This is a genomic window from Parapedobacter sp. ISTM3, from assembly GCF_016533505.1.
GTDB classification, from domain to species: Bacteria; Bacteroidota; Bacteroidia; order Sphingobacteriales; family Sphingobacteriaceae; genus Parapedobacter; species Parapedobacter luteus.
In genome coordinates, this window is the sequence record NZ_JAENGN010000011.1 from 158,597 (window position 1) to 174,622 (window position 16,026).

Sequence of the window (16,026 nt, forward strand, 5' to 3'; positions counted from 1 at the left end):
CTATCTTATTTTTAGGGGGACACCGTCCAGCGAATGGGTGACATCCAGCGGAACTATATTCGACACCTTTTCATTCATCCTTGACAACTCACCGAAGCCGGCGGCCAGCCGTTGCCGTTGCACGCTCATTTGCCTGCTCAGCGTCGAACGCATGCTCGGATCGATAATGCCAAGTGCGCTTCCGATCAACGGATCTTCCGCAGACCCCATTGGCGCAAAAGGAACAGTCTCAACAACTTCATAGGTCGGAGTTAGCCCATTAACAAAATTGCCTTCGCCATTTCTGTTTTTATATTTCAGCACAATCGGTTGAATACCCCAATCGTTTTCGCCTTTAAAACGCGGCGAAGAATTTACAATGGTAATGGATGCGTCGTCTTTACCTCGGGTGGTACCGCCGATATGGACGACATTGGCAGCTCCCAAAAAGGGCCTAAGGTTGTTGATTACCAATTCGCTGGCAGATGCCGAACTACCGGTCGCCAGAATAAAAACCCGGCTCAACCCCAAGTTGTTGGCGCTGACTACATTGCCATTTTCGGCACCAAACAAATCGGCGTAAGTCAATACGGCATCCCTAAAATTGTTATTGAACTCATATCGGATAAAATCACTGTTGATGTTGAAGCCTTTATGAGTCAATGCCGATAATAGCGATGCAACGCCAACATCCCCTCCGCCATTATAACGCTCGTCAATGATTAATTCGCTAACTCCTCCGGCTTTAAATCGATTAAAGGCGTCAATAAGCTCTTGCGCTTGATTAGACAAAAATCGGTTGTAAAATAAATAAGCTACCTTTGTTCCGTTGGCTGTGGTTAATATGGAATCCATGTGTATCGCCTTCTCCTGGAAGTTTTCAACCGGAGTTATCGAAATTTCTTCGCCTTCACTGATAACGTTTCCATTGATAATGCCCCTTGTAAGCGTAAAGGGCTCGTTGCCTTGCAGAGGTTGATAGTTTTCTACATATCCTTCACTATCCACGGTCAATTCAATTCCATTGACGCGTGTAAAAATGTCGCCACGCTTGATTCCTGCCAAATCAGCGGGAGACCCTTTAAGTACGTAACGAATAGCGGCACCCGCCCCCCTTTCACCGATTCTAAAGAAGCCAAAACCCAAACCGCTGGTTTTTATAATTCCACTGAGTTCATTTCTTAAATCTTCCGCATTTTGAATCCAAGAGAACCGGTCTGCAGGCCTATTCAACAAGCTCTCGAAAAAAGCTTGCGGGCTTGAATTAAAGTTAAGGTTTCTATCTTGAGGAATCGAGGTATTCCAATAATAGTAATAACGCATCGAGTCGACAATCCATTTATTAACCTCCGTATTGGTGACCTCCCCTCCTGGCCGTGGTTCGTTCTTGGCGCAAGAGGCCATCAACAGCATCGAAACAACCAATACCACCGGCAAAAATCCAATTACCGAACGGCGAGTACGATTAAACAACATATGTTAGAACAATCAATATCCGTAACTAAAAAAAATACTTTAAACTTCGAACACAACGCTAACCAGATACCTGTTGTGATCTTGAATACGAAATCGCCGTATCTTGGCTAAATAGGGTATAAGAAGCCGGCTGTGGCTCGCCTAAATAATAAACAGCGGTCTCTGCGTACCGCCCTGCAACAACAATTTCCGTATCAGCCCGGTGTTCATCAAACAAGTTGTATACCAACTCCGGATCATTATTATCCCGCGAAAGGTGCGACAAAAACAGGTGCCGCAATCGTGGCGAACGCTGCCTGATAAACAATTCCAATGCTTCCGCGTTGGATAGGTGACCGTAGCCGCTGCGAATCCGATTTTTCAAGAAAAACGGATAACGGCCGCGCGCTAACATGTCTACATCATAGTTGGCCTCAAGAAAAACGGCATCACACCGCCCAAAGAAATCCTCAACGCGTTCGCATACCCTGCCGATGTCAGTAAAAATCCCTACCGTGTATCCTTCACCTTCAACAAGGAAACTATGGGGATCAGCCGCGTCATGGTATTTCCGAAACGACGTAACCGCCAAGCCGCCGATACCGATGGTCTGCAAATCCGTAAGCGGATGCAGCAATCTGTCAGGTATGGCTAACCTGCATGCCATCCGTGTACCATCTGTGAGAAACACAGGAAGCTGATATTTGTTTGCAAGCACACTCAATCCCTTGACATGATCGGTATGTTCATGGGAAACAAAAATAGCCTTCACCTGTTGCATAGGCAGCCCCTGTCTCGCCATTCGCTTTTCGATCTCACGGCAGGAAATCCCAGCATCTACTAAGATGGCCTCACGTCCGTTGCCGACGAAATAGCAATTGCCATTGCTGCCAGAAGCGATTGAACTGATGAAAAGCGGCATAGCACAAAGTACGGCAAAAAAGACAGAAATGTTCCTAAAAATTTGTACATTTTGAGTGCTAGCATTCCGGCAAACTCAGGGGGATATTGACGGCTAAACCGCCATCGGCCGTTTCTTTGTATTTCACATTCATATCCTGTGCCGTTTCCCACATTGTTTTTACTACCGCATCGAGGCTTACCTTGGCTTTATCCGGATTGGATTGCAGCGCCAGTTGCGCAGCCGTAATGGCTTTGATAGCCCCCATGGTATTGCGTTCAATGCAGGGAATCTGTACAAGGCCCCCTATCGGATCACAGGTGAGACCGAGATGATGCTCCATGGCGATTTCAGCAGCCATAAGTACTTGCCGTTGCGAGCCGCCCAGACGTTCTGTAAGTGCGCCGGCAGCCATGGCAGAAGACACCCCTATCTCGGCTTGGCATCCACCCATTGCTGCGGAGATGGTTGCTCCCTTTTTGAAAATGCTCCCAATTTCGGAGGCGGTAGCAATAAACCGGATAATCTGGTCTTCATTTAAGCCATCGTGGAACACAATAAAATATTGGAGCACCGCCGGTATTACGCCCGCGGCGCCGTTTGTTGGTGCGGTGACCACACGGCCAAAAGAAGCGTTCTCTTCATTGACGGCCAGTGCAAAGCAACTTACCCAGTCCAATGTATACTGAAAACTGCCGCCACCGGCACGGATGGCTGCGACCCAACTTTCATAATCAGAATAGGACCGCCCGGCAATCAAACGCTTGTTAAGCTTATAAGCACGGCGATCGACAAGCAACCCGCCCGGCAGTATGCCCGTCGTATGGCATCCGCGGTAGATGCAATCACGTATGGTGGTAAATATCCGAAGAATCCCTGCTTTCGTCTCCCCTTCTGGGCGCCATGCCTGTTCATTTTCCAATACCAATTCGGAAATCTTTAGTCCGGTACGGATGCACCATAGCAGCAATTCCTTTGCATTCTGTATGGGGAATGGTAGGTCGACTTCCTGTTTATGATCATGCTCACCTTCTTTCACTACAAATCCACCACCGATAGAATAATAGGTTTCACTGACAGCGGTGCCATTGGCTAAGAGCGCCTGAAAGGTCACCGCATTAGGATGATACGGGAGGCTTTCGGCATATAGGAACAACAGGTCATCGGTATAAGAAAATGGTATTTCGTGAAAGCCGCCCAACACTAACCGCCCCTTCTGCCTGATGTCGGCCACCTTGGTAGCTACCCGATCAACGGCAAATGTCTCCGGATCATCGCCACTGAGTCCCAACAAAACGGCTACATCAGTACCATGCCCTATACCCGTCTTCGCCAACGAACCGTAAAGCAGAATGTGGATAGCCGTCGTCTGTTCAAGCAAACCGCTTTGCACCAGGTACTGCGTGAATCGCTGAGCGGCACGCCAGGGGCCAAGCGTATGCGAACTTGATGGGCCTATACCAATCTTAAACATGTCAAACACGGAGATTTGCTCCTTCATCATCGCAACAAATTAATTATGCATACATTGCAAAGGTATCGCTTTTATTCCTGCTTTACCGAAAGTCGGACGATATTCACATAACGATCACATATAGGCTATAAGGGAGGCTGCTACCTGCGCAACCGCGAGCCGTCTATAGGCATAGCTGTAAATCCGATTTTTTCCTATCTTTACCGCGGATTACGACATTGGAAATGAGCTATATTCGTGTGTACCTTGGCTGCCTAACTACAATTACCTTATTGCTTACCTGCTCTGCCAGCTATTGTCGCCCCGACCCGCCCTTGGACATACTGCCCAAACGTGAACTTCGAGGTGTATGGATTGCCACCGTAGTGAATATCGATTGGCCGTCCGCCGCTGGTCTTGATGTAGAAAAGCAAAAACAGGAACTTATTCAGCAGCTGAATAATCACCAGCGGGCAGGCATCAATGCCATCATGCTGCAGATACGACCTTCGGCTGATGCATTTTATGCGAAAAGCAAGGAACCCTGGAGTCGTTTCCTTACCGGTAAGCCCGGACAGCAGCCTTCCCCTTTCTATGACCCACTTGAATTTGCCATTATCGAAGCGCACAAACGGGGCATGGAACTGCACGCCTGGATGAACCCTTATCGGGCTACCTTTGATCTGGTATCTGCAAACACCACGAGCGACCACATCACCCGCCAGATACCCAATTGGTTTTTTGTTTACGGTGGAAAAAAACTCTTCAACCCCGGTATTCCCGAAGTCAGAAATTACATCACAGGTATTGTCATGGATGTCGTCCGCAATTATGATATCGACGGGATCCATTTCGATGATTACTTTTACCCTTATCCCGAAGGTGGCAAAACGATACCTGATGCCGAAACATTCAAGCAGTATCCAAACGGTTTTCGCAATATCGCCGATTGGCGCCGCAATAATGTCAACCTGCTGATCCAAATGGTATCAGACAGTATCCGCAGCACAAAGAAGTACATCAAGTTTGGGATTAGCCCATTCGGTATTTGGGACAACAAAAAGGACCATCCGCTTGGCTCTGCATCATCAGGACTAAGTGGATATCGCCAGTTATATGCCGATGCACTGACGTGGCTCGAAGAGGGTTGGATAGATTACATCAACCCGCAAATCTATTTCCCTTTTGGCAATCCGAATGCTCCTTATGAGGTGCTGGCCGATTGGTGGAGCCAGCATACAAACGGCAGGCATTTCTATGTCGGCCATGCTGCCTATCGTGCCAACGAAAACCGGGAAGGTTGGCGCGATCGCAGTCAAATCCCCAATCAGGTTCGGTATGCCAGGCAACATGCCAACGCTCAGGGAAGCATTTATTACAGTTCAAAACATATTGCCAATAACGCTGCGGGGCTCCGCGATTCGTTGCAATATAACCTGTATCGCTATAAGTCATTGCCCCCAAGCATGCCCTGGCTGGACAGTGTCCCACCAGAGCCTCCCTTTGGCCTGCTGGCGCAGACCTCGAAAAATCCGGCATCCGTCACTTTACATTGGCAACCGGCTGCTCCAGCCGCAGATGGCGATGAGGCATATGGCTATGTTGTATACCGTTTCAATGAGGGCGAAGAACTTGATTTAAGCAACCCCCAACATATTCTGCATATTACCTACGATAAGAACCAACTGACCTATACCGACAATATGGTCCGTCGGAATGGGCACTACCGCTATGTGGTTACTGCGATAGACCGGCTAAAAAATGAAAGCCTTCCTTCCAATGTACGGGAAATATATATCGAGTAACGCACAACGTACAATGACGCAATTTCATTTGCCATCGCCGTAGCGGAAAAATGAATTGACAGTAACCGGCAGCCTTCCTGTAGGATTCAACCTTTTGAGGATGACCTTCGCTGCAGCCCGTTGCATGATATCGTCATTTTGATAACAGACAAGAATGGTTTTTGCTTGTTCGATGCCCGGTAATCCCGCAAGGCTGTATGGATTGGCGAATAAGCAAAAAACGCTATTCATGTTGGCCAGTTCATTAATAAATAAACGTACGGTCCCGTTGTAATTCAATGTACTTCTCGGACGAATGCGATTGTCGTGCAAGGCGACGATGACCTGGCTATAGCTACTTAGTTCATTAGCCACCGCCGCCACATCATCTGCCGTCGCCTGCGGCGATAGTACGTAAAACATGTTATTATCAAAACGCCATCCAAGCATGTTTTGAAATTCCGAAATCTGCGTCAATCCGATACAGATTACTGCTGTTCGCTTGGTATAGTCCAAAGCCTTAATTAAGCTATCACTTTTCAGCAATGTCACGGAAGCATCTGCCAAGCGCTGATTAAGCGCTTCGGTCTGAGGTCTGTTGATATCACGATATAGGTTGGTCAAGTTTACCGTACGTTGCTGCTGATTGTCCAGGCCAAGCCAATACTTGGCGGCCAGAATCTTTTTGACGCGGGTATCGATATCTTGCTGCGATAGACGCCCTTGTTTGATTGCCTGCAATACCAAATTGATAGCTCGCCCGCTGTTTTCCGAAAGTTCGAGGACATCGTTGCCCGCAATGATGGCCCTCACATCTGCTTCACCGTTTCGAAAGTGCTTGACCACGCCCCTCATATCCATGGCATCGGTAAATGTAAGACCTTGGAAACCAAATCGCTTCTTCAACACATTGGTAATGATATGATGAGACAAGGAAGAGGGTAAGTTTGGCGTCTTGTCCAAGCTTGGTATATTCATGTGAGCCACCATGACACCTGGAGCGCCGGCCTTGATCAATTCACGAAAAGGGTACATCTCCAACGAATCCAGTCGCCCGGCAGTAAAGGTCAGCCGTGGTAAGTCATAGTGCGAATCTACGTCGGTGTCACCGTGTCCCGGAAAGTGCTTTAGCGTCGTGAGCAGGCCGGCATCCATCATTCCACGCATATAAGCCAGCCCTTTGCGGGTCACATTTTGCTTGTCTTCACCAAACGATCGAAAGTTAATAACCGGATTACGCGGATTGTTGTTGATATCTACTACCGGAGCGAAGTTGACATTCATTCCCAATCGTTTAAAGTCCCGTGCGACCTCCAGCCCCATTTGATATATTAAGGCCTCATTTTGAATTGCTCCCAAGGCCATTTGATAGGGAAAAGAAATGGTAGAGTCTGCTAAGCGCATTCCCAGTCCCCATTCACCGTCAAACGCAACAAGCAACGGTACTTTTGAAAGCCGTTGGTATCGGTTGATTACCTGCGCGTGGCGCACTGGCCCACCTTGGAATAACACAATTCCACCCAATTGTTCACGCTGAATTACTCCAGCTACGGAGTCAATATACCGTTGCCCTAAATCGCTATGCGCACGGACCATAAACAGTTGAGCAACCTTATCTCGGGCGCTTAGCGTATTAAAGACCGAATCGACCCATCTGTGCTGCGCATTGATGAACGGAATAAAAGCATCACGTTGCTGAGCTGATAACGTAAGCTGTAATGATAAGATGAGACCAGATGCAACAAGCGCTTTTCTGAGCATATTTAGCTAAACCTACAAAAACAATACCGATGACGTGACAACATGATACCCCCCTACCATTCCCTGCCTACCCGGTTACAATCCGTATTTCGCTTCCAGCAATTTTGCCAACTCAGCCGAATTGGTCAAATCCCCGTTGGCTTCCTTCTTCCATAAAATTTCGATGATTAACAAGAGGAGTTGCGTCTCCAATGCCGGTTTTTCATACCCCAATTCCGCAAACGCCCGTTGAATGGTAGGATATACCGGTTTCATGAAAAGCTCATGCTGCTGCCGCGAAAATTCGTGATGGGATAGACGTTCTTGCAACTTCCAAAACAAAGGCTCTTCATTGACCAATTCACGGGGCAGGTTAATCATGCTGCGCAAAAAGCTTTTGGCATCGCGATAGGTAAGCATTCCCCGATGATGCTGCAACACTCGCCTATATCCCGATTTGATCAAATAAAACAGCAGGTTGTCTTTATTGCCAAAATGTTTAAATATAAGCGCTTCAGAAACCCCCGCCCGCTGAGCGATAATCTTCGTAGAGGTATCCATGTAGCCTTTTTCAGCAAACAATAAGAGTGCCTCACGCAATATTTTTTCCTTTCTACTCTCTACTTTTTGCTTTATCATGGCATTCATGCAAAATAGAACGCAAATATATTATTCAAACCGTGGTTAAGCGAGGCCAATCGATAAAAAAGGCGACGTGGCTAAATCAATGCCCCACGCGCACTGAGAATTTGGTATACTCGCGCTCGATTTTGGGCATTTTGTTTACGAAGGCAGGCAAAAGCGCCGGTTTAAGCTGGGGGCGGCGCTTCTAGGCAGAAGCGTCCAACAGCCTCCCACCATGCTCTAGGAACGTTGCTTGCTTGGCGATATATCCGGCTTCATCAATCGGCCGTACAGCATCCGCAACGATGCTGGTGCCAAACCCCAACTGCAAGGCGTCCATCGCTGTGAAATACACGCAGTAGTCGGCAGCAAGGCCACACACGGCTACATCGGTCACCCCCTTATCACGCAGGTAACCAGCCAGACCTGTATTTTTGCGCTTTCCATTATCAAAAAAACCACTGTAGCTGTCTATGGATAATTCGGTTCCTTTTCGGAAAATAGCCTCAACACGGCGTGTGTCCAATGCGTCGCTCAACTGTGCTCCGGCCGTATCCTGCACACAATGATCTGGCCAGAGTGTCTGTTCTAACCCCTCCAGATCGATGCTTTCAAAGGGATTACGCCCTGGATGGGCCGAAGCGAAGCTTTTGTGGCCCGCCGGATGCCAGTCCTGTGTCGCAACCACGACGTCAAAGTCTTGCTGGATGCGGTTAACCAGGGGCACGATTTCATTCCCGCGTGGCACGGCTAGCGCTCCGCCTGGAAGAAAATCGTGCTGGATATCCACAATAATCAGCGCGCGCATCAGCCTTCAAATTATGGCAGCTCTTTAATCCGGATGTTTCTGAACCAAGCTTGATCGCCATGATCTTGCAAGGCTACTTTGCCTTTATTGGCAATTTTATAGTCCGGGAAATCTTTCCACTTTCCTTCCGTTTTTTCTTTATTCCACTCCGGAGTACCTTCCTGGAATTCCACGATTTTCTGACCGTTGAGCCAATGCTCCACATGACCGTTGTTGTAGACGATCTTGCTGCTATTCCATTCACCTACTGGATTCAATTCCTTCTTGGCATTATCCGCTGGGTTCATGGCATAATTCGCCCCTGCTTGCTGCCAATTTTCCAGCGTACCTGGAAAACCGATATCATCTATCAGCTGATATTCAGGCCCCGTTTCATAGGGCGCCTTGTATTTCTGGTCCTCCACGACGTGGTACATCAGCCCCGAGTTGCCACCCTCGGATATCTTCCATTCCCACTCCAGTTCGAAATTACCAAAAGACGCATCGGTAACAATATCACCGCCGATGTCGGCACCACCCGTTTTGCCGAGGCAGGTGAGCACGCCATCTTCCACGATCCAGTTATCTACCACAGCGTCTCCTTTATTAAACCCATGCCAACCAGCAAGGCTTTGGCCGTCAAATAAGGAAATCCATTCCCGCGTAGCGGCGTCTTCAGCCGTAGCGGTTTCAACTGTTTTTTGGTTTCCTTGATTACATGAAAAAGCCATAGCAGTGAAGACAGCTATGGTGGCTAAGCCTGTTTTTTTTCTCATAACACTGATTAATTGATTTATGACAAACAAACTTAAGTAAAAAAATTCACTTGCTCAATTAAAGTGAAATTTGCAATCCGATAATCCCGCCAATGAAAAATCCACTGAAATAGTCTTTTCCGCTGTGTGTCCATAGATATCGGTCGTCCCTGATGGCGGGCTGATCAGCCTCAAATAGCAAATGATTGAATGTAGGGCCGGCAAACAGCTCCAAGCCCGGGACCACCCGATAACCAGCCAACGCACGGAAACTCTGCTTATTATAGATACCGTCTTCAAAGCTTGTCATGGCTGCACTGGCCAGCTCTGCATTTAGGCGGAATGCTTTTTGCGCGATAAGATGTGCGCCAATACCGCCTTCAAGTATATAACGTGCTTCTTCATGCTTGAAATTGTAGCCGATACCGAGAATACCGTATAACACGTTCCCCCCAGACCGAAAAGTCAGCAGGCTACTCCCCGCTTCGTCGAGCGTCACGCCCAGTTGCAGTTCTCCTTCCTTTATAAAATTAAGTATTCCAATTGGATAGTCACTCGCTTCAGCAACATTGATCAATCCGGCTACCTGCACACCTTTCACCCGCTTGGCAACATTGACCAATCCAGCCACTTGTGTGGTCACATCACCGGCTTTGTTTATCACTCCCGCTATTTGAACACCTTTTGCCTCCTTACCCGTCAAGTTTGCAAGCCCGGCTATTTGTAGCCCTTGGGCGCTATCTTTTATATGATTCAGCATACCCGCCACTTGCGTACCCTTAGCGTAGGTGATATGGTTAGACACCCCCGCTATCGCCACTCCATAAGCCTTGCCTTTGACAATGCCGGAGACACCGGTAATGAGGCAGGCATCTTCTTGCTGGGAAACACCCGAAATCAAATGCAACGAAAACCTATTCGTGTCAACCAAGGCTGTCTTGCCATTCGTGCTCAACGGATAAATGATACCAACATGCACTTGGTTGGTTTTACCAGCCTGTGCCAATAAATCAACGGTGCAGACCAAGATCGTTATTAAGCAAACCATCACTTGAATCATCATACGGGTAGTCTTGTTTTTTTTCATTATTGTTCCTTTTTCGGCTTAGGACAACCATGAGGCATACTACCCTTACGCCACAAATGCTAAAGGAATAAAAAAAGCATCTGCCATTGGACAGATGCTTTCATATAGCCAGGAGAGAATCCTTATAACAACCCCTTCGCCAGCAGTGTCTCTGCGATCTGTACCGCATTGGTGGCGGCACCTTTGCGCAAATTATCGGCCACCACCCAAAGGTTGAGTGTTTTAGGTTGGCTTTCATCTCTGCGAATACGCCCCACAAACACTTCATCTTTTCCATGCGCATCTTTGGGCATTGGATACTTTAGTTGGGCGGGATCGTCAACTACGACCACACCGGATTGACCGGCTAACAGGGCACGTACTTCTTCGACGTCAAAATCATGGGCAAATTCAATATTCACAGATTCGGAGTGACCGCCGATCACCGGAATACGGACCGTAGTAGCCGTTACACGAATGTTGTCATCACCCATAATCTTGTTCGTCTCCTTTATCATCTTCATCTCTTCCTTGGTGTATCCATTTTCCTGGAATACATCAATCTGTGGGATGACATTCAAATCAATCTGATAGGGATAGGCCTTTTCCCCTTCGACGCCCGCGCGTTCGTCGTTCAACTGCTTCACGGCCTTTACACCGGTACCTGTTACCGATTGATAGGTAGAGACGACCACCCGCTTGATGATATATTTTTCATGCAATGGTTTCAATACGACCACCATCTGAATGGTCGAACAGTTTGGATTAGCAATGATCTTGTCACCGGCGGCCAATACATGTCCATTGACCTCAGGAACGACCAGCTTCTTGGTAGGGTCCATTCGCCAGGCCGAAGAATTATCGATCACCGTAATACCCGAATCAGCGAATTTTGGCGCATATTCCAGCGACGTACTGCCACCTGCCGAAAACAGCGCCACATCGGGTTTAAGGGCGATGGCTTCGTCGGGTGTGACCACCTTATACTGCTTTCCCTTGAATTCGATCTCCTTACCCTTGCTGCGCTCAGAGGCTACAGGAATCAATTCTGTTACGGGAAAATTACGCGCTGCTAACACCGTTAACATCTCCGAACCCACCAGCCCGGTCGCGCCGACTACTGCCACTTTCATTTTTTGTTTCGTTGTTTTGTTAATGAATTTAATATTGTTTAACTTTAAACTTTTAAAAGCTGCCAAACATACAAATTTTGGCTCAACTTAGCGACAAGGAATTTCAAAAACCTTCGTCCGAACCCATTGTCTATCAGTCTTCAAAACGATGAAACTATTGAATCGCCAATCCCAAAGGTTATGAACCGAGCGTTCGCTACCTAAACGATAAATACCAGGAAGTGAAAAACAGTTTATTTTCATTAAGTTTCTTGTTGCCTTTATTATGCGGTATCCAACCCTTGTGGATAGAACAGAACGTATCCAGGCCACCAGTACATCGGGAAACCAAGTTATTACCTGACGATACCACAGGAGCATCTTTTTTCGACGACTTTTCCGCTGGTTTACTTGCCCATTGGTTGGGGCATACGACCTCCTTTATCCCGGCCGATAACCGTTTACAGCTTAATCCGGGCGCGGTTGCTCCCGCTTTCATCGCCATCCCTTCTGCGCGTTTACGGAATACGGCATGGGAAGCGGGCATACAAGTAGACGACGTACTCACGGCAAATAATTTCATTAGGCTTTATCTTGCATCTACCGCATCATCGCTCAATGAACCACTTCAGGGCTACCATCTTCAAATCGACGGTACCGACGGCACGCACATCTACCGCTTATGGCGGCAAAATGGCAATACACGTACTGCCATTTTCCAAAGCAAGGCCATTGCCAACCGAGGAAATAAATTCCGCGCACGCATACGGGTCACCCACAGCATTGATGGGCAGTGGCAAATACTGGCCGATGAGTATGGCAACGGTACATTCAATGCGCTATACAGCGAAGAGGGGGTGGCCAGCGTAACCGATGCGACATATCCCTATGGAGGGTACGCAGGATTCTTTGTCAACTTTTCGCCAACAAGGGCGCAAGACTACCGCCTTGATTATCTACTTATCAAACCGCTCGATCCGCCAATAGATACCATTCAATCAAATGGAATCCAGCCCGGTGACATCCTCATTAACGAAGTGCTTTCCAACCCGAAACCAGCAGGGGTGGACTTCATTGAAATCTATAATCATTCCAATAAAACAATCAATTTGCAGCACATCGAAATAGCCAGCGTGAATTCGAGCGGAACGCCCGGCAGCCGCAGAAAAATTAGTGAAGCCCCCCTCGCTTTTTATCCGAACGAATATAAAGTCTTGACGACTAATCCGCACATCATAAAGCAGCATTACCCGCATAGCAATCCAAACGCTTTTATCGAAACGCCCATGCTTCCAAACTTCAATAACGCACAGGGCGGTGTTGTACTTTACAGTGGGAAAACAACAATTGACAGTCTCTTTTATACACCAGCGCTGCAGTCACCTTTTATCTCCAACCACCAAGGCATCTCGCTGGAGCGCCAATATTTTTCCAGGCCGACCAATGACCCAGACAATTTCCGGTCAGCGGCCAGTCTGGTCGGCGGCGCTACACCGGGTTATCAAAATTCACAACAACCAGTACAAGAATATACTGCAAGCATTTTTTTGACCTCAAAAACGTTTTCACCGGATAACGACGGGTTTGAAGACGAACTGGAAATCAATTACCAGTTTCCCGATCAGGGGTTCATGGCCACGGTAAACATCTACAACGACAAGGGGGTGTTGGTAAAAAGGTTACAACGCAACCAAAGTCTGGCTAATAAGGGTACCATTACCTGGGACGGGCTCTCCGACGCTAACCAGCCGCTCCCCGTAGGTATCTATATCGCCGTCATCGAAACCTACAACGCACATGGCGCACGAAAAGTGTACCGCAAAAGTTTTGTATTGGCCGCTAGGCTGTGACGAACATGGAAATTTTGCTAAGTTTGCACCCAATGGAAGAGCGGATAATCATCATTGGTTCAAACGGTCAAATTGGAACGGAGTTGGCCATTGCTTTGCGGGCCAAATTTGGCGGAAAACAGGTAATTACATCGGATATACGCGAGCCTCAGGTACCGGATCCAAGCGGCCCTTTTGAAACGATCGACGTTTTGGATAAAAAGTCGCTGCATCTGCTATTCACCAAATATCGGCCTACGCAGGTTTACCTTTTAGCGGCCATGCTTTCCGCTACCGGCGAAAAATATCCACGCCAAGCTTGGGATCTCAACGTCAATGGGCTGCTGAACGTACTGGATTTATCCCTCGAGTATGGCGTCAGCAAAGTATTTTGGCCCAGCTCCATCGCTGTCTTCGGACCCCATTCGCCCAAAATGAACACCCCGCAATACACCGTCATGGATCCCAATACGGTTTATGGCATCAGCAAATTAGCGGGCGAGCGCATATGCGAGTACTATCACGGACGTTATGGGCTCGACATCAGGAGTATCCGTTATCCTGGCATTATCAGCTGGAAAGCCGCTCCTGGCGGCGGGACGACCGACTATGCCATCCATATATTTCATGAAGCCCTAAAAAACGGTACATACTCCTGCTTCCTTTCGGCAGACACGGCATTGCCTATGCTATACATGGATGATGCCATCCGCGGCACACTGACGTTAATGGATGCTCCGGCAGACGCACTGCATATCCGCTCAAGCTATAACCTTACCGGCGTTAGTTTTACACCAGCCATGTTGGCCGATGAAATCCGTAACATCATTCCTGAGTTTACCATCACCTATGCGGAAAACGATCCGCGCCAAGCTATAGCCGACACGTGGCCCAATAGTATTGACGATACCGAAGCACGCGAGGATTGGGATTGGCAACCCCGATTCGCCTTAACCGACATTGCCGTAGATATGATTACAAACCTTAAAGAAAAAATACATTCAGAAGATGGGAAGAGCATTTGAGTTTAGAAAAGAACGCAAATTTAAACGCTGGGCCAAAATGGCCGTCCAATTCACCCGTTTAGGAAAAGAAATCGCTATCTCCGTTAAAGAAGGCGGACCGAATCCCGAGGGCAACTCCCGTCTGCGGACCGCCATTCAGAACGCGAAAGCGGTAAACATGCCCAAAGATCGCATCGAGGCGGCTATCAAAAGGGCATCAGACAAGGACGCCAAAGGATATGAAGAGCATGTCTATGAAGGCTATGGCCCGCATGGCGTGCCTATCCTCATTGAAACCGCAACTGATAACACGAACCGTACAGTAGCCAATATCCGCAGTTATTTCAGCAAGGCTGGCGGAACGCTCGGTAAGACGGGATCACTCGATTTTATTTTTCAACGTAAATCGATTTTTCGCTTTACCGTGGCCGACGACGTGGATTTGGAAGAGCTCGAGCTAGAACTCATTGATGGCGGACTGGAAGAGTTGTACGTAGAAGCCGACGAGGAAGGAAACGACATCGTGGTTGCGCAAACTTCATTTGAAGACTTTGGCAACATGCAACGCTTACTCGAAGAAAAAGGGATTGAAATAAAAAGTGCCAAGTTAGAGCGCATCGCCCTATCAAATACCGAAGTTTCCGAAGAAGATGCGGCGGATGTACTTAAACTCATTGATAAAATCGAAGAAGACGACGACGTACAGGCGGTATACCATAACATGACCTAATGACTTTCGAGGAATTTTTCATCAAAAAGCGGATTAATTTGGCGCAACTGCGCCAAGCCAAGCCCGATTTGTATGATGAGTTCCGCAGTCATTATGATCTAATGGGAGAAAAAAGTTTCGATCATACAAAAAAATACTGGTTCAACCGGCTACGGAAAGAATACCTATTAAAGGATAAGGAGCTATTAGCAAATACATCCACGGCCGACGTCCGCGAGGTTCAAACGCCGCCAATCGATTCGGCCGATATACCTACTCCAGCAGAAGGAAGCAGCCCGCCAGTCAAACCACTTGGATTCAAACCGCGATTTAAAGCCGGAAGTACTCCGCCTAAACCGACTATCCCAAAGGCGTCCGACCAGGAAGTACCTCAAGACGGCACCAAAGCACCTACACCGGCAGAAGAAACCAGCCCACCAGCCAGACCACTTGGATTCAAACCGCGATTTAAATCCGCTTCGCCGGCAAAGAAGGCTGCAACCAAAGACGATACCGCTAAAGCAGAAGAATCAGCACCCTCACAATCGTCAAGCGAGAAGTCGGATAAAACAATCCATCGTCCCGAAAGCAATCCAAAAGCAAATGAGGCTGAACAGTCGCCGGCTAAACCAATCGGGTTTAAACCACGTTTCAAGCCTGGAGTAACGGGGAAGAAAACCGACGACGAACCTAAAAATCCGTAGCAGATCTCGCTATCGTCAATTACGTACTCTTTTGGTTGGCATAGCCTAAGTTCCGTCCTACACAGATCATATACCACCCCCACTACCTCCCATAGGCTATTAAGGAAAAAAACGAAACCATTGC

Annotated in this window: 14 protein-coding genes; 5 read left to right on the forward strand and 9 right to left on the reverse strand. The window is 47.9% G+C overall.

Annotation, left to right across the window (positions count from 1 at the left end; all coding sequences use genetic code 11):
* Genes JHJ32_RS15355 through JHJ32_RS15365 form a run of 3 tightly spaced genes read right to left on the reverse strand, consistent with a single transcriptional unit; the run spans window position 1 to window position 3,839 of the window.
* Complete coding sequence (locus JHJ32_RS15355) at window positions 1-1,455, reverse strand: S41 family peptidase (RefSeq protein ID WP_079718002.1); 1,455 nt, start codon at window positions 1,453-1,455, stop codon at window positions 1-3.
* A 58-nt stretch (window positions 1,456-1,513) separates the two neighbouring features.
* Window positions 1,514-2,356, reverse strand: coding sequence for an MBL fold metallo-hydrolase (locus JHJ32_RS15360; protein ID WP_200121534.1), 843 nt, complete (start codon window positions 2,354-2,356; stop codon window positions 1,514-1,516).
* A gap of 58 nt (window positions 2,357-2,414) precedes the next feature.
* The gene (locus tag JHJ32_RS15365) at window positions 2,415-3,839 is read right to left on the reverse strand and encodes an L-serine ammonia-lyase (RefSeq protein ID WP_079718000.1); all 1,425 of its coding nucleotides are present in this window, start codon (window positions 3,837-3,839) and stop codon (window positions 2,415-2,417) included.
* Window positions 3,840-4,033: 194 nt separating this feature from the next.
* Here JHJ32_RS15365 and JHJ32_RS15370 point away from each other — a divergent pair, with 194 nt between their 5' ends.
* A complete protein-coding gene (locus JHJ32_RS15370; protein WP_200121535.1) occupies window positions 4,034-5,593 on the forward strand; it encodes a glycoside hydrolase family 10 protein in 1,560 nt (519 codons plus the stop codon).
* Window positions 5,594-5,617: 24 nt separating this feature from the next.
* On the opposite strand, the gene JHJ32_RS15375 is transcribed toward JHJ32_RS15370, so the two are convergent.
* From JHJ32_RS15375 to JHJ32_RS15400, 6 genes are all read right to left on the reverse strand, one after another.
* Complete coding sequence (locus JHJ32_RS15375; RefSeq protein WP_200121536.1) at window positions 5,618-7,333, reverse strand: glycoside hydrolase family 3 protein; 1,716 nt, start codon at window positions 7,331-7,333, stop codon at window positions 5,618-5,620.
* A 75-nt stretch (window positions 7,334-7,408) separates the two neighbouring features.
* Complete coding sequence (locus JHJ32_RS15380) at window positions 7,409-7,951, reverse strand: TetR/AcrR family transcriptional regulator (RefSeq protein WP_079718132.1); 543 nt, start codon at window positions 7,949-7,951, stop codon at window positions 7,409-7,411.
* A gap of 190 nt (window positions 7,952-8,141) precedes the next feature.
* Window positions 8,142-8,744 (reverse strand): bifunctional nicotinamidase/pyrazinamidase, encoded by a 603-nt coding sequence (pncA, locus tag JHJ32_RS15385; protein WP_200121537.1) that lies wholly within the window; start codon window positions 8,742-8,744, stop codon window positions 8,142-8,144.
* An 11-nt stretch (window positions 8,745-8,755) separates the two neighbouring features.
* Window positions 8,756-9,499: a DUF1080 domain-containing protein gene (locus JHJ32_RS15390; protein WP_233632691.1), complete on the reverse strand. Its 744-nt coding sequence runs from the start codon at window positions 9,497-9,499 to the stop codon at window positions 8,756-8,758.
* Window positions 9,500-9,557: 58 nt separating this feature from the next.
* Window positions 9,558-10,565 (reverse strand): hypothetical protein, encoded by a 1,008-nt coding sequence (locus JHJ32_RS15395; RefSeq protein WP_200121538.1) that lies wholly within the window; start codon window positions 10,563-10,565, stop codon window positions 9,558-9,560.
* Window positions 10,566-10,687: 122 nt separating this feature from the next.
* Window positions 10,688-11,677 (reverse strand): aspartate-semialdehyde dehydrogenase, encoded by a 990-nt coding sequence (locus JHJ32_RS15400; protein ID WP_079718131.1) that lies wholly within the window; start codon window positions 11,675-11,677, stop codon window positions 10,688-10,690.
* Window positions 11,678-11,898: 221 nt separating this feature from the next.
* Here JHJ32_RS15400 and JHJ32_RS15405 point away from each other — a divergent pair, with 221 nt between their 5' ends.
* Genes JHJ32_RS15405 through JHJ32_RS15420 form a run of 4 tightly spaced genes read left to right on the forward strand, consistent with a single transcriptional unit; the run spans window position 11,899 to window position 15,902 of the window.
* A complete protein-coding gene (locus JHJ32_RS15405) occupies window positions 11,899-13,506 on the forward strand; it encodes a gliding motility-associated C-terminal domain-containing protein (protein WP_200121539.1) in 1,608 nt (535 codons plus the stop codon).
* Window positions 13,507-13,538: 32 nt separating this feature from the next.
* The gene (locus tag JHJ32_RS15410) at window positions 13,539-14,510 is read left to right on the forward strand and encodes an NAD-dependent epimerase/dehydratase family protein (RefSeq protein WP_200121540.1); all 972 of its coding nucleotides are present in this window, start codon (window positions 13,539-13,541) and stop codon (window positions 14,508-14,510) included.
* Window positions 14,494-15,219 carry a YebC/PmpR family DNA-binding transcriptional regulator gene (locus JHJ32_RS15415; protein ID WP_079717992.1) on the forward strand — a complete coding sequence of 242 codons (726 nt, stop codon included), beginning with the start codon at window positions 14,494-14,496 and terminating at the stop codon, window positions 15,217-15,219. Before JHJ32_RS15410 ends, JHJ32_RS15415 begins: the two co-directional genes overlap by 17 nt.
* The gene (locus JHJ32_RS15420) at window positions 15,219-15,902 is read left to right on the forward strand and encodes a hypothetical protein (RefSeq protein WP_200121541.1); all 684 of its coding nucleotides are present in this window, start codon (window positions 15,219-15,221) and stop codon (window positions 15,900-15,902) included. Before JHJ32_RS15415 ends, JHJ32_RS15420 begins: the two co-directional genes overlap by 1 nt.
* Window positions 15,903-16,026: the final 124 nt, after the last annotated feature.

Excerpts from the sequence above, each read along its gene's own strand:
- JHJ32_RS15355 (WP_079718002.1), bottom strand. The coding sequence starts at position 1,455 with ATGTTGTTTAATCGTACTCGCCGTTCGGTAATTGGATTTTTGCCGGTG.
- JHJ32_RS15360 (WP_200121534.1), bottom strand. The coding sequence starts at position 2,356 with ATGCCGCTTTTCATCAGTTCAATCGCTTCTGGCAGCAATGGCAATTGC.
- JHJ32_RS15365 (WP_079718000.1), bottom strand. The coding sequence starts at position 3,839 with ATGATGAAGGAGCAAATCTCCGTGTTTGACATGTTTAAGATTGGTATA.
- JHJ32_RS15370 (WP_200121535.1), top strand. The coding sequence starts at position 4,034 with ATGAGCTATATTCGTGTGTACCTTGGCTGCCTAACTACAATTACCTTA.
- JHJ32_RS15375 (WP_200121536.1), bottom strand. The coding sequence starts at position 7,333 with ATGCTCAGAAAAGCGCTTGTTGCATCTGGTCTCATCTTATCATTACAG.
- JHJ32_RS15380 (WP_079718132.1), bottom strand. The coding sequence starts at position 7,951 with ATGATAAAGCAAAAAGTAGAGAGTAGAAAGGAAAAAATATTGCGTGAG.
- pncA (WP_200121537.1), bottom strand. The coding sequence starts at position 8,744 with ATGCGCGCGCTGATTATTGTGGATATCCAGCACGATTTTCTTCCAGGC.
- JHJ32_RS15390 (WP_233632691.1), bottom strand. The coding sequence starts at position 9,499 with ATGAGAAAAAAAACAGGCTTAGCCACCATAGCTGTCTTCACTGCTATG.
- JHJ32_RS15395 (WP_200121538.1), bottom strand. The coding sequence starts at position 10,565 with ATGAAAAAAAACAAGACTACCCGTATGATGATTCAAGTGATGGTTTGC.
- JHJ32_RS15400 (WP_079718131.1), bottom strand. The coding sequence starts at position 11,677 with ATGAAAGTGGCAGTAGTCGGCGCGACCGGGCTGGTGGGTTCGGAGATG.
- JHJ32_RS15410 (WP_200121540.1), top strand. The coding sequence starts at position 13,539 with ATGGAAGAGCGGATAATCATCATTGGTTCAAACGGTCAAATTGGAACG.
- JHJ32_RS15415 (WP_079717992.1), top strand. The coding sequence starts at position 14,494 with ATGGGAAGAGCATTTGAGTTTAGAAAAGAACGCAAATTTAAACGCTGG.
- JHJ32_RS15420 (WP_200121541.1), top strand. The coding sequence starts at position 15,219 with ATGACTTTCGAGGAATTTTTCATCAAAAAGCGGATTAATTTGGCGCAA.